Source organism: Sodalis ligni (assembly GCF_016865525.2).
Lineage (GTDB): Bacteria > Pseudomonadota > Gammaproteobacteria > Enterobacterales > Enterobacteriaceae > Acerihabitans > Acerihabitans ligni.
The window spans coordinates 2,210,324-2,223,576 of sequence record NZ_CP075169.1 but is presented as its reverse complement, the minus strand read 5'-3'; the positions used below and the strand labels follow the sequence as shown (position 1 = coordinate 2,223,576).

The 13,253-nt window shown below is 52.1% G+C and carries 12 protein-coding genes and 1 pseudogene; 5 read left to right on the top strand and 8 right to left on the bottom strand.

Annotated elements, in window-relative coordinates:
* Nucleotides 1–169 precede the first annotated feature (169 nt).
* From GTU79_RS10450 to GTU79_RS10430, 5 genes are all read left to right on the top strand, one after another.
* Nucleotides 170–565, top strand: coding sequence for a VOC family protein (locus tag GTU79_RS10450; RefSeq protein WP_132922276.1), 396 nt, complete (start codon nt 170–172; stop codon nt 563–565).
* Nucleotides 566–661: 96 nt separating this feature from the next.
* Nucleotides 662–1,231: a chromate transporter gene (locus GTU79_RS10445; RefSeq protein WP_203521976.1), complete on the top strand. Its 570-nt coding sequence runs from the start codon at nt 662–664 to the stop codon at nt 1,229–1,231.
* Nucleotides 1,228–1,731, top strand: a complete 504-nt coding sequence (locus GTU79_RS10440) for a chromate transporter (protein ID WP_203521977.1) — start codon at nt 1,228–1,230, stop codon at nt 1,729–1,731. The genes GTU79_RS10445 and GTU79_RS10440 overlap by 4 nt, the downstream gene beginning before the upstream one ends.
* A 384-nt stretch (nt 1,732–2,115) precedes the next feature.
* Entirely contained in the window at nt 2,116–3,411 is a 1,296-nt protein-coding gene (locus GTU79_RS10435) for a sigma-54 interaction domain-containing protein (protein ID WP_214513895.1), read from the top strand.
* Nucleotides 3,401–3,607, top strand: coding sequence for a hypothetical protein (locus GTU79_RS10430; RefSeq protein ID WP_214513894.1), 207 nt, complete (start codon nt 3,401–3,403; stop codon nt 3,605–3,607). Before GTU79_RS10435 ends, GTU79_RS10430 begins: the two co-directional genes overlap by 11 nt.
* A 60-nt stretch (nt 3,608–3,667) precedes the next feature.
* Here the strand turns inward: GTU79_RS10430 and GTU79_RS10425 are convergent, their stop codons facing one another.
* From GTU79_RS10425 to GTU79_RS10385, 8 genes and pseudogenes are all read right to left on the bottom strand, one after another.
* Nucleotides 3,668–5,047, bottom strand: coding sequence for a carbohydrate porin (locus GTU79_RS10425; protein ID WP_253073530.1), 1,380 nt, complete (start codon nt 5,045–5,047; stop codon nt 3,668–3,670).
* Nucleotides 5,048–5,481: 434 nt separating this feature from the next.
* Entirely contained in the window at nt 5,482–6,117 is a 636-nt protein-coding gene (locus GTU79_RS10420; RefSeq protein WP_338091471.1) for an MFS transporter, read from the bottom strand.
* Between the two features lie 200 nt (nt 6,118–6,317).
* Entirely contained in the window at nt 6,318–6,590 is a 273-nt protein-coding gene (locus GTU79_RS10410) for an MFS transporter (protein WP_214513891.1), read from the bottom strand.
* Nucleotides 6,591–7,529, bottom strand: a complete 939-nt coding sequence (gene nrfD / locus GTU79_RS10405) for a cytochrome c nitrite reductase subunit NrfD (protein ID WP_203521980.1) — start codon at nt 7,527–7,529, stop codon at nt 6,591–6,593.
* Nucleotides 7,526–8,212 (bottom strand): 4Fe-4S dicluster domain-containing protein, encoded by a 687-nt coding sequence (locus tag GTU79_RS10400; RefSeq protein ID WP_214513890.1) that lies wholly within the window; start codon nt 8,210–8,212, stop codon nt 7,526–7,528. The genes nrfD and GTU79_RS10400 overlap by 4 nt, the downstream gene beginning before the upstream one ends.
* 291 nt (nt 8,213–8,503) lie before the next feature.
* Complete coding sequence (locus GTU79_RS10395; protein ID WP_253073642.1) at nt 8,504–10,159, bottom strand: FAD-dependent oxidoreductase; 1,656 nt, start codon at nt 10,157–10,159, stop codon at nt 8,504–8,506.
* Between the two features lie 518 nt (nt 10,160–10,677).
* A pseudogene (locus tag GTU79_RS10390) lies at nt 10,678–11,855 on the bottom strand (acetyl-CoA C-acetyltransferase).
* 24 nt (nt 11,856–11,879) lie between these two features.
* Nucleotides 11,880–13,235, bottom strand: coding sequence for an MFS transporter (locus GTU79_RS10385; RefSeq protein WP_132922285.1), 1,356 nt, complete (start codon nt 13,233–13,235; stop codon nt 11,880–11,882).
* Nucleotides 13,236–13,253 lie beyond the last annotated feature (18 nt).

The window sequence follows — 13,253 nt, the reverse complement described above, 5'->3', positions numbered from 1 at the left end:
TTTGTTATATTCTGTATGCCAGACAATATTGTCAATTTTGTGATCTTTTGTCCACAACAAGAACATCTCAGTCTTGACTTCATGCAAAGTACGTTGCAATATCCAGTTTGTCCTTACGGAGGACATAGTTTCCTTATAGAAGACATTGTCAGTATAGAGGAGAGATGGGATGCGTATTCGCCATATAGGTGTAGTAACCAAAGATCTGGAAAAAGCCGCCACTTTTTATGAAAAAGTGCTCGGCTTCAAACGACTGGGTCCAGCACGTACTCCAGGTCATTATCCGGGTAGAGCTATCGACATGAGCGACGGTGAAGTTAACTATTCGCTGCTGTGTCCGGATGAACGCGTGGAATTCGCTCCATGGGCTCAAGGTACTTTAGGCCCAAATCACATCGGTGTCGAAACCGATAACATCGTCGGCGTCATGGAAGCATTAAAGGAATACGGCATCCAGTGGTACGGTGAAGATAAAGAGCAAGTGCCGCCGCGTTTCTTCAAATTCCTGGATCCGGACGGCGTTGAAATCGACATCGCCACCATCGATCGTAGCTGGAAATTCTAGGTTTAAACATCGCCGACAATAGTCACCTGGATAAGAGAGGGGGCAATGCAAAGACGACGGACCCAGCATCGCCACCCCTTGTCAGGTGCCTTGGCAGTGTTGGTCGTCTTTGCAAAAATAGGCTCGACCGCGTTTGGCGGCGGAAGCGCTACCATCGCCGCCATGCGCCAAGCCTGCATCCGCCACGGCTGGATGAACGAACAACAGTTTCTCGATATCGTGGTGCTGTCGCGCCTGACGCCCGGTATCAGTATCCTGGCGCAAACCCTGCTTGTCGGCCGCGCGGTGGCCGGTGTCCCCGGCATGTTCGCCGGACTGGCGGGACTGCTGACGCCCGCACTCGCCATAACCCTCGCCCTGTCGAAACTTTATCAACTCATCAACGGCCTGCCCTCCACCATCACACCCCTGCACGCCATCGTTGCCGCATCGGCCGGCTTCGCCATCGCGATGACGCTGCAACTGCTGCGGGACTCTTTTGCCGGACGCCGTGTTGTGCTCACCACGGTCATCGTGATGGCCTACACCGGCCTGGCGTTTCTGGTGGCCAATCCGCTTATGGTCATGGGAATAGCCATCGTACTTGCGTTGCTGTTGCCCGGCCTGTTCAATAAACTGGAAAAACACCCCCCGGAGGAGTCTTCAGGGGAACGACCTGAACCATGAGCCTGGAGCGGATTTTTCTGGTAGTACTGGCGGCAAATCTTGTTGGCTTCGGCGGTCTTAGCTCCCTGCCCATCCTGCGCGGCCAGATCCAAAGCGCCGGGCTGCCGGCCGACAACCTGCTGCTGCATGCCCTCGCCATCGGCAATATTTCACCCGGTCCCAACGGTCTCTACCTGGTAGTGGCGGGTTACTTCATCGGCGGTATCAAAGGTGCCGGCGCGGCCACGCTGGCGCTGGTTATTCCCCCCTTTCTGGTTATCATACTTGAAAACCTCCGCAGCCGACTGTTACATCTGCCACGCTTTCGCGCGGTCATGCATTCCCTGAGCCTGTCGGTCATCGCGCTGCTCATTCCCTCCAGCGCGGCCCTTGCTGCACATGCCGCCACGGATCTGCTGGGCGTGGCGATGGTTATCATGGGCGCGATAGTGTTATCGTGCCGCGCCTCGCCTCTGGTGGGCATCGGCATTGCGCTGGTCATCGGACTGGTGGTGAGGTAACGGCTAAACCCCGCTATCTGGTTATCCCGGAAATTTAATGACATGAAGCATCGTTCATTCGTTTCTGATCATCTCTTTTTCTTGCGTGAATGAGTTGCTTAATGACACAAAGCGCTCCATATTCAACATCATTTTATTATTCTTATTACAATCATATTACTTAATATCAAAAATATTGATGGCCGGTCTGACTGGCGGAGATATGTGATTTATTTCACATAACCCGCAATCTATTTTATTTATAACCTCACCTAACATTAATTATTGTATTTTATTAATACAATACTGTATCAGCGTCAAAGCTCCAGGACATCCATGCCGGCTTCAGGTCCTTTGACTTAAGACAGGATTCTTTCTCAATCACAGTTTTTCATGAGGGTCACCATGTCCAGCGGAAATTTTATTCAATCGGCCAACGAGACCGCCATTGATTTCAAAAAAATCGTCGACACCCTGGAGTGCCCCATCTACATCACTGACTCAAGCGGCGTCACGGAATATATCAACCAGGCTTACCTACGTGAAAATCCCATCATAGACGCTGATGCTATCCTAGGCCGAACTATCGATGATATCATTAAAGAAGGAAAATATTTCAAACATGCGATTACCACAGAAGTGTTGAAACAAAAAAAAGAGGCAATGGCTTTTTTTGTCCATCATCTTTTGCCCGAAAAAATGGCTTTTGTGTCCGGCATGCCGGTGCTCGATGAAGAAAACAAGATTGAGCACGTGGTTTCCATTCTCTATGCAGAATCCTTTTTTCAAAAATTACACGCCAAATTTAATTATCCAATTTACTCCTTCGATTCTTATCATGATTTGCTGGGAAAAAAGCGTTTACCTGCCCCCGCGCCCTTTGACAATTTAATCGGTATCAGCAAGCCCATGGAAGAGCTGAAGCGGATCATGTTAAGAGTCGCAAGAACAGACGCGACTATTTTAATTCGTGGGGAATCCGGCACAGGTAAAGAAGTGGTTGCCGAAAATATCCAAAGATTGAGCTCACGAGCGGGTAGACCCTTTATCAAACTCAATTGTTCGGCGATACCGACCGCCCTTATAGAAGGAGAACTGTTTGGTTATGAAAAAGGGGCGTTCACCGGCGCCACGTCAAGCAGAGCCGGCTTTTTCGAGCAGGCGAACGGAGGAACAATATTCCTTGATGAGATTGGCGATTTGCCTTTTGAGGCCCAGGCGAAACTATTGCGCGTCTTGCAGCAAAAAGAGATCGTTCGTTTGGGCGGCACGAAGCCTATCGGCTTAAACATACGGATCATTGCCGCGACTAATTCAGATCTGGATAAAAAAATTGCTGAAAAGCAATTTCGTGCGGATCTCTTTTACCGACTTAGCCTTATTCCCATCCACCTTCCTCCCTTAAGGGAAAGAGCGTCTGACATTCCGATATTGATTGAATACTTTCTGCATAAATTTGATGCCGTTTATAACAGAATCATCAGATTCACACCACAAACATTGAAAACATTGGTTGATTACCCTTGGCCTGGAAATATCCGAGAATTGGAAAATATCATTGAGTATTTGTACATTTGTTCCGAGGAAAACTTTATCACGGAAGAGATGATCTCGCCGCTGTTAAATAAAACAATCACCTATCGTGCACCGATAGTATCGACGATGAGCTATTCGATTTTGTGCAAAACAAATGCAGGATAACAAATCCCTGGCGGACATCATGTCGTCCGTCGAAAGGACCGTGCTGATGTTGGCAGTGGAAAAATATAAAACCACCTATCTTATTGCCGCCGCCCTGGGGGTTTCCCAACCCACAATCGTCAGGAAACTGCAATCCCTGGGCATCGGGCGCAGACGATCCAGCCATGATACGGAGCCGGTCTGCTATCAGGGATGATAGCGGTAAACATGCATTGCCGGCGCCAGGCCGCACCGGCAATATCGCTGTCCGCCCCGGTCACAAACCCAGCAGTTTATCCAGCATCACGTTGACCTGAAGCCAGAATGTGTAGCCATCCTCCGATTTGACGTTGGTATAGGGATACTGGAAGTTGGTGTTGTTCCAGACACGAGAGCCGGTCATCGTCAAATTGACCTCCGGCGTCACCATAAAGGACGCATCGATGCTCAACTGCTGCTCGTTGCGCGGCACCGACCAGCCCGTTCCGCCCTGGGAATCGAACATATCCTGCAAGTAGCGGTGTTCTCCGTCCGTCAGCCTGCCCCAGCGGAACGTCAAACCATAACTGTCAAAGGGGCGGCTCTGCCAGGGTCCCGACCAGATAAGCCCGGCGTCGGCCAACGTGGCTATCCCCGTGTAGGCATCCGATTGCAAGGTTTGCGACCAACTGCCGTGCAGGCTAACGGCGCTGGGCGCGGGATTGCGGAGATCGGCTCCGCCGTCACGCCGCCATAAGGCTTTTTTTGCCGTGAGATAGAAGCCGGAGACGTTTTTGTGGGTGAGCACCGCGGCGCTGCTGTCGTATACCTTTGAGGTGCCGTTTACCGTGGAGTAGGCGTCGTTGTATTGCAGATTGTTGTGAAACGCCAGCGCCTCCCAGTTGAAGGGATAGGGTTCCTGCTGCCAGCTAACGCGCCGCGCTACGTTGGCGACCCACAGGGTACTACCGGAATCGTAGTCGTCGTCCCATCGTTCCCAGCCGTTGGTGAACGGAAACGCCTGATAAGTGCGCCAGACGCCAATGTTAGACTCCAGCTCCGGCGTAAAGTGGTAGCTGGCATGTGCCCCCCAGCCGGCATAAGGCGCGGGTGCAAAACCCGCCGTTTTATTAAGTACGGTATTGACGCAGGACGACTGTATATTACAGTTGGTGAAGCCGACAAACTGGCCGGGGTTGCTCTTGCCGACCTCAATGGACAGCCGGTCGTTGAACAGTTTCTGTTCATAGCCAAAACGCAGCAGGTGCGCCACCTTGGGTATATAGGGCGGCGGATCGCCGGCCAGCATGCCGCCGGCGCTATTGCCATATAAGGTATTACTGCTAAAGGGCACCCACAGCTGCATGAAGTGGACGGTGCCGCCGGGAATCAGCCCCATACGATCCAGATCGAAATCCGCGCCGGCGAAAAACATCGTATATGATTGCTGCTCATTGGTAGAGGTCCCCGCGCTGGGGTTGCCCAACCAAAGCTGGGACGCCATGATATGCGGGGTGACGCCGTGCTCCGACAGCCATGCCCCCGCGTCGGACAACGGGCGCTCAGAAGATTCCGCGTCGCCGGCGGCAAGCGCTGCGCTGCTCGTCAGCACCATGCCGCACAGGATCGCGCCGGAACATAGCATTCTGGTAAATATATTATGATGTGTTATTTTCATTGTTCTATCCCATTGAGGTAATAGGACGGAAACGGCCGAGTTATCAGCGCGTTTTTATCCGACTCTGGTTATCATTTATAAGGTACGTCTTGCTAAAATCATTAGGTCATCATGCCCAGCCGGTGTTAACGGCAGGCTGGATTATTAATTGTATTGCCGCATTTTTTATTTCTGCGTCCTTTGAATAAAAATATCGCCATCATTTTTATCCAATCGTAAAAAAATGAAGCAACATAAAAACAGTCCCAGGCTCATTAATAAAAATGACACATGGTAATTTTCTAACCCCCTTGCATTATCTGCGTAGTTAACATAACGAAGCAACGCGAATGTTAACGTAACGCTTATTATGATTGAAAGTAATTGACTCAATATAAGCAGGCTATTGCCGTCATTATAGGTTTCATCCGTCAACTCACTGAACGTCAAAGTATTCATGGTGGCATACAGCACAGAGGTAAAAATCCTAGCACAAATATCAATACAACAATACTATCCAGCGAACCGTTCAAAGGCGAAAGGGTCAAGGCGTAAATCAATGTCGCGCTGGCCGTCGTCGCAATAAGCAATAAACACCGATAGCCGCACCACGCCAATGCCGGTCGCAACAGGAACCTGGCGCTCAGCGATCCTGCCGCCAGTGACAGCATAATGATACTGACCCCCGCCGGTGAATATTTAAATTCCAGTTGCAGCATCAGCGACAGCACCAAGGGTATCGACGCTAAAAAAATCCGTACGCAAATATTACTGGCGATGCCCACGGCAAAGGTTCTGTGCCTAAACAACGAAAGCGTAAATAAAGGCTCAAGTGTTTTGTCCTGGTGATTTTTATAACTGTATAACAACACCATTGCCAGCAAAAAAAATGTTATTACCCATATGCTGGTAAAATATTGTTTACCGATACCCAATAAACCCAGCAAGATAAATAATAATGCCGGCACCACCAGCATAAATCCTATCGTATCGAAGCTTCCCCGCCCTTGTGACCTTATCTGTTCCGGCATATATTTTTTTGCCAGGATAAAACAAATCAGGCAGAAGGGTATATTGATCAGGAAAATCATTCGCCAGGAGAAGGCGGTGATCAGGAACCCGCTTAACGGCGGCCCCAGCAGCGTGCCCCAGTCCCAATAAAGTGATTTTATTCAAGGCGGATAGCTTTTCCGCCGGCAAGGTTGTTTTCAAAATGACAACCCGCATCACCGGCAGCATTAACGCCCCCGAGGCCCTGTAAAAGCGCGCTAGAATAAGACCGGTTAACGTATTAGCCGAGGCGCACAAAAGACCCCAAAGTAAACAGGCCCAACGATAATAGATAGATTCGCCGATAGCCATAGGTATCCGCCAGCCATCCGCACACCGGCGTCAATATCATCACCGTCAGCATATAAGAAACAACCACTATCCCCATGCCCAGAGAGGACTGGTGTAATGCCTCCGCTATGGAAGGGATAGCCAGATATAGCATGGTGGTATCCAGTGATTGCATGAAAAACGTTAATGATGCAATGCTCAGAAGCCAGGTTGAGTTATTCATCTATGCCATTACCATCTGTCCCGCATACAATATAAACATGCGGAGTATGAACACGCTGCAAAGTCCGATAGCGGACATCGTCACCAGGTAGGCCTTATTGAATTTGGTACGTTCGCTGCACAACAATTTTAGGGCGATGGGTAATAAGATACCCAGCCCCATAACACCCAGCCAAAAAACGGCGCCCCAAAATCCCCTTAACGCGGTGGTGGCCGCCACTTCCTTCTGCCCGCCGCCAAAGATCAGGCCAATAAAAAAAACCGCCAGCAGACCGAACTCCATAATGATAAGCGGCAGTTCCAGTTTATGAATAAAGGCCAGTGACGGTGAATGGACCGATTGTTTATAAAACATCAGGCCGCACAAAATCGCCATGGCAACGGCCGACGTCAGGCCGGAGGCCAGAAAAAGCAAAGGCAATACCGGATTGTTCAGTAACGGGTAGGATTTTAAGGCCAACAGGAGAAAGCCGGTATAGACGCCTAACAGGACGGCCAAAAAGATCATAATGATATCCAGCCCGCGTTCCCCTTTGGCGATGAGGCGCACCAGGCGGCTTACCCAGGCTAGATTGATGATATCGCTGATCTTTGCCTGATAAATGGCGATTATCCACAATATCAACACCGCCATATAAATCTGAAACAGCATCACCCCCAGAGACATAATCGAATGGGGATTATAAAACACCATCAAATACCAAAAGGTCCATGAGCGCGCCAAATGGAAAATAAGGATCACCAGCCCCAAAATGACCGTCAACGGCGCGATAATGGTCGTCGCTTTGATAACGCCATCGTCGGCGGCATTCACCACGAGGATATATCTTTTAAGCAAAACGGCTATTATCACCATGCCGGATGAAATACCTATCAATAACAGGTAAACCGCTATCGGCCAATCCCAGACCAGGGTATCGAAATGAAAGGCAGTGTTCATCCTCGTATCTCTCCGAATTTACCGGCAATATGATAAAGCTTGGGGGAAGTGCCTAAATACAGCTTGTTTCGGTATACGGTTTTGCTGGCGATAAGTTTGGCGATATCACTGTCGGGATCGTCCAGATTACCGAAGGTCAACGCTTTCACCGGGCAAATCGCCACGCAGGCGGGCGGCTTGCCGGCGGCCAGATTGGTATCCCGGCAGAAATTGCATTTATCCGCCGTTTTCGATAGCGGATGGATAAAACGCACATGATAGGGACAGGCGGCCAGGCAGTACCGGCACCCGACACAGCGATCGTGGTGGACATCCACAATGCCCGTTTTGGGATCCTTGTAGGACGCGCCGGTGGGACAGACCGCCACGCACGGCGGGTTATCGCAATGCTGGCAGGATTTACGCACAAACTGCCGCGAGTTCTTGTTCAGCTCCCGGTATGTTCCGTTATCCAGGCTATCCAGCCGCGTGACCTCCGCCGGAACCTTGTTCTCTCTGTGGCAAGGCAGAATACAGGCACGACAGCAGATGCATTTTGTTTCATCATGCACCATGCCGTAGCGGATATTACCAATGACGAGAGTTTGCGGATTAATGACCTCCGCCAGAATACGGTTAATAGGGTTGGCCGCCAATGCGGCCCCGCCTATTCCCATAATAAACCCGCGACGCGAAACGCCCATACCAACCCCTTTAATAGAAATAACGCGGGAGCAATACGACATCTTTTCACCGCACTCCTGCGGCAAACGATATTGCTGCCAATTTCAATAATAAATTTATCAATAAAACAACGTTATATTTAATAACTGGCCGGGGCCGGGGGAAATCAGCCATTCCCCGTTTTTTTCCCTATTGCGCTAAGCGCACCCATGAGCACCCCGGCTAATTATTAATGCGCCATAGCGACGGCTTTAGCCGCGTTTTCTCCGGCAATACGACCAGAGTTCAGGGCAAAGCCGTTGGCTAAGCCTTCATAGGGGATAGCCCGGACCACTATAAAAACCTGCGGCAACATTTCCCACCGCATATAATCCCGGAATGGGTTTGGCGTTGATATCGGTGACCTGTAATTTGGCGTTCACCCTCACCCCGCCGATACTGCTTAAACTTACCACCTGGGTTTCGAACGCATAAAAGGGACCGGATTTCACCGAATAAACCAGATATTCGGGCTTTTTGCCAAAATCCGGGTCTGCTTTGGCTTTGATCAAATCATTATAATGTGAAACGGTTTTTCCCAATAGCCGGGCTGCCACTCCAATATTTTTCGCCAATTCTTCGATAGTCTGGCCTTTGAAGATATTTTTACTTTTACCGCCGTCAACCGCGGCATCCGCCAGCGCCACAAAATCCCCGCCCTTGGGTGGATTGGCCGGTCCCGCGCCGGATAAAGCGAAGGGGAATGATTTCTTGGTATAGGCATTCAGCGTCTGGCTATCGAGGACTATGTAATATTTACCGCCCACCGAATACGACACGTTGGCCCAATAGGCCGTATCGTAGACCAGGCCTTCATCGCCAAAGCGCTGACCATTGGCGTCCACCCATAATAGCGGTGATTTCAAGAGCCAGATAAGCGGACTGTCGTTTTCGGCATTTCCTTTATCCGCCGTAGCGGATGAGGTAATACCCACCAATTTGCAGGCATGAATTAATGCGGAATGCAGGTTCCATTGCGCTCCGCCCGCCGCCCAGGCCATCCTGGTGCCTTCACCCTGATTCGGCCAGGCCAATACGTGAATATTCGGCGTATTCATGACTTCCCGCACCATTTTTTCATTACCGCCGAATCCACCGCTGGCAATAATAACCGCTTTGGCATGAACGATTAACTTGCCGCCGTCCGCTTTCTTGGCAATGAGGCCGGTAACCTGGCCGTCCTTTTCCTGAATCAGCGACGTCGCGGCGGTATTCTTCAGCAATTCCCCGCCGGCCTTCAGGAAACTGTCGTACAGACTTTTATATGCGGCGTTGGTATCGAGATAGTGATGATATATATCCGACTTAATGGGATCATCCCGATGGGCCTGCTGCTCCTGATTGGTATCCTTAGCCGCCGACTTGATATCAAACTTGACGCCGTGCTTTGCCATCCAATCGGCCGTTGAACCGGATTTATTCACAATGGCTTCGGTGAGGGGACCATCGGATAGATAGTGGTTGTATTCCAATAGCCTGTGCGTCAGCTCCGAGGCGGTATACTTCATGCCTTCGGATTTTTGCAGCGAAGATTCCACGGCAAAAAAGCCGCTGGCCATATTGCCGCTGCCGCCCACTACCGCTGATTTTTCCACCACCAACACCTTGGCGCCTTTTTCCTCCGCGGCCAGCGCGGCGGCAGTGCCGGAAGTCCCGCCCCCCATCACCACGACATCCACCGTTTTCTCTTCATCGGCGACCGGAGCGGCGGTTTTATCCGATACGCTGGGATATTTTCCGATATCCCCGCCGGCCTTTTGCAAGGCGGCCTTGGCGGGTTGCTTCACGGCATCGCTGGGTTCGGTGGGGCCCGTCATGCCGTCTTCGTCCCGGCTTTGTTGATCAAACATGGCCTTGGCGACCTGGGGTCCGGCTACGCCCCCCAATTCAGGCGTTTCTCCGGACGCATCGGCGACGACATTTTTAATCGTTCCCGCTTGATCAATGGAAACCGTGACCTTGACATCGCTTTCCAGGCCTTTGGCCGACGCCGTATAATCGCCGGCGGTAACGGCCGCATTGGCAAAAACCTCGGAGCAGCCCAGAATGAGCGCAACAAAAGCCGGTAATCTTTTTTCACATAATCGTTTTTCATAGAATATCGATCCGCTTATATATGTTTTATTTACCTACGATATTGAGCAAAGTTGGTGCCAATATTAATCCGCATCCGATTTTATCGGCTACATAAGGTAAAATAATTGCAATTAGTTCTATTTCACGCCATTTCCAACTTCACCGCGCCTATTATGCTAGGTCGGGCATCTATCCCGGATATAAAAGACTCGTCAAGATCCGGATATAACACTGGCCCGCAAAATAATAACCCTGTATTTTTGAATTAATAATGCATTTATGAATTAAAGCCTGCCCATTTGCCTGGCAATATTCCCTCTATCATTATTTTTAAAAGCCAAAACCTTTCCCTTTAACGGCAAGTCTGCAGTCAAAGGCGTTCCACCACCACCGCCACGCCTAATCCCCGCCGACACACAGGGTCGCCAGGCCGAAGGTTTTGTCCCGGGCCGCCAGGGCATAGAGCAGCGTTACCAGGATCCTGGCGCCGGACGCGCCGATAGGATGGCCCAGGGCAATGGCGCCGCCATTGACGTTGGTCTTCTCCTCGTCCAGCCCCAGCTCATGGCCCACCGCGGCGAACTGCGCGGCAAAGGCTTCATTGGCCTCGATCAGATCAATATCACCCATGCCCAGGCCGGCCTTCTTCAGCGCCGCGCGTACCGCCGGCACCGGCCCGATGCCCATAAAAGCCGGATCGACGCCGCAGGTGGCATAGCCCCGGATCCGCGCCAAGGGCCGGATATCCAGCGATCGAGCCCGGGCTTCGCTCATGACCACCAGCGCGGCCGCGCCGTCATTGATGCCGGAAGCATTACCCGCCGTGACGCTGCCACCCGGCGTAAAGGCCGGACGCAGTCCGGCCAGGCCCTCGGCGCTGACATCCCCGCGGGGATGTTCATCCGTATCGAAAATGATGTCGCCTTTTTTGCCGTGCAGGATGACCGGCAGGATTTCATGGCGAAACGCGCCGTTGCCAATGGCCGCCACCGCCCGCTGCTGCGAGCGCAAGGCAATGCTGTCCTGTTCAAGCCGGCTGATGCAATAACGGGCGGCGACATTTTCGGCAGTGATTCCCATATGGTATTGATTAATACTGCAAAATAGTCCGTCATGCACCATGCTGTCGGTAACCGTCCCTTCCCCCATCCGGTATCCCCAGCGGGCTTTATCCAGCAGATAGGGCGCCGCCGACATATTTTCCATCCCCCCCGCCAGAACAATCTGCGCATCGCCCGCAGCGATAACCTGCGACGCCAGGATCACGCTTTTCAAGCCGGATCCGCAGACAACGTTCAGCGTGGTCGCCGGGGTCTTTTCATCGATGCCGGCATGCAACATAGCCTGGCGGGCCGGGTTTTGCCCTAACCCCGCCTGCAGGACATTGCCGAGGAAAACCTCGTCGATAATACCGGGCTCGATACCGGCACGCCTGATACTCTCCCGCGCCACCAGCGCCCCTAGCCGGGGAGCCGCCAGCGAAGCCAGACCGCCGCCAAAGCTGCCGATTGCGGTACGTACGGCGCTGGCAATAACAATTTCCATCATAGCGACCTCTTGATGAATAGCATTTCATTGCTCCCGGGAAACCTGACTGGTAAACGACAGAGTTTCCACGGGCGTCACATCGGTTTGCCAAATCAAAATCAGCGTCACGGCGCCTACCGCCACCAGCAGGAAATAGGCTCCGGCATATCCCCCCAAATAGGTCAACCCCACCGCCAGAATGGAAAAAGCGAAGCAGCGCACAATGGACTGGATCGGCGCGATAATGCCGATAGCCCGGATATAGGTTCTGCGCGGAAATTTAGTGGCTATCAGCGCGGTGCTTAAATTAGTGGCGCCCGCCAGGCTAAAGCCGATCATCAGCAGGGAAATCCACAAGGTCAGCGCGTTGTACTGGAAGATGTTAATAACCACCGACACCATCCACCACAGGGTGTAAATCATGATGGCCGCTTTGATCCCCACCTTTTGGTTCAGCCAGCCCCAGCCATAGGCGCCCAAGGTACCGAACAGCGCAGAGAGGGTCATATAGAAGATGGCTGTGCTCAGTGCAAAGCCCATGCCCATCAACCGGGGCACTATCTGGCTCACCACCCCCACCAGCATGATATAGATACCGCCGGTGGCGATGCCCATAAACCAGACATCCTTCATGCGCAGCAATTGGCCGGTGGTAACCGGACAGATATAGTCTTTATGCTCGCGGACCCGTTCGGCCAGTTCCTCGGCGGTAATGGGCGCATTGTCCGGCGCACAGCCGATATCTTCCGGTTTGTTGGCGGCGAATAGCGCCACCAACAGCGCGGTGGCGAACATCAGCAGCGACACGCCCCAAAATCCATTGTGAACGCCGAACCACGAGAAGAAACCGGCCAGCACCGGCACGAAGAAGGCGCTGGAAAAGGTCTGTCCCATGGTGCACCAGCCCAGCGCCAGGCCCTGTTTACGGATAAACCAATTGGCGATAAGGGCGGTGCCGCCCATATAGGCGAAGCCGGTACCGAAAAAGCAGACCCCGGCAAACAGTACGGTGAATCCGGTTAGCGTCCCCCAGTAACCCAGCAGGCCAAAACACAGCCCGCAGGCGACAAGGCAAAAAACGATATTGAATTTGGGACCCTTCTTTTCACACAATCTGGCGCACAGGGGACCCGCCAGGATTGAAGCCCAGGAGGCGGGGGTCGCCAGCGCCAGCAGCGCGTTGTAATCCAGCTGAAAGGTTTTGGACAAGGCGGGCAGGATCACGTTCAGACCGTGGGTTACGGCACCGGCGGCAAGCCAGAACATCAGGGCCTGAAAAAAAATAATGGTCCATCCATGGGGCCCGAAACTGCTTTTGGTGGCGGAAAGATGATCGTCTCTACCGGTGCCGCGTTCGATGGCCTTTGGTGGCAGCGCCAGGTATTTTTCTTGACCAGTCATAATGGTAAGCTCGTTGTA

Coding starts and splice junctions, on each gene's coding strand:
- GTU79_RS10450 (WP_132922276.1), top strand. CDS start 170: ATGCGTATTCGCCATATAGGTGTAGTAACCAAAGATCTGGAAAAAGCC.
- GTU79_RS10425 (WP_253073530.1), bottom strand. CDS start 5,047: ATGAAAATAACACATCATAATATATTTACCAGAATGCTATGTTCCGGC.
- GTU79_RS10435 (WP_214513895.1), top strand. CDS start 2,116: ATGTCCAGCGGAAATTTTATTCAATCGGCCAACGAGACCGCCATTGAT.
- nrfD (WP_203521980.1), bottom strand. CDS start 7,529: ATGAACACTGCCTTTCATTTCGATACCCTGGTCTGGGATTGGCCGATA.
- GTU79_RS10410 (WP_214513891.1), bottom strand. CDS start 6,590: ATGAATAACTCAACCTGGCTTCTGAGCATTGCATCATTAACGTTTTTC.
- GTU79_RS10385 (WP_132922285.1), bottom strand. CDS start 13,235: ATGACTGGTCAAGAAAAATACCTGGCGCTGCCACCAAAGGCCATCGAA.
- GTU79_RS10440 (WP_203521977.1), top strand. CDS start 1,228: ATGAGCCTGGAGCGGATTTTTCTGGTAGTACTGGCGGCAAATCTTGTT.
- GTU79_RS10430 (WP_214513894.1), top strand. CDS start 3,401: ATGCAGGATAACAAATCCCTGGCGGACATCATGTCGTCCGTCGAAAGG.
- GTU79_RS10420 (WP_338091471.1), bottom strand. CDS start 6,117: ATGATTTTCCTGATCAATATACCCTTCTGCCTGATTTGTTTTATCCTG.
- GTU79_RS10400 (WP_214513890.1), bottom strand. CDS start 8,212: ATGGGCGTTTCGCGTCGCGGGTTTATTATGGGAATAGGCGGGGCCGCA.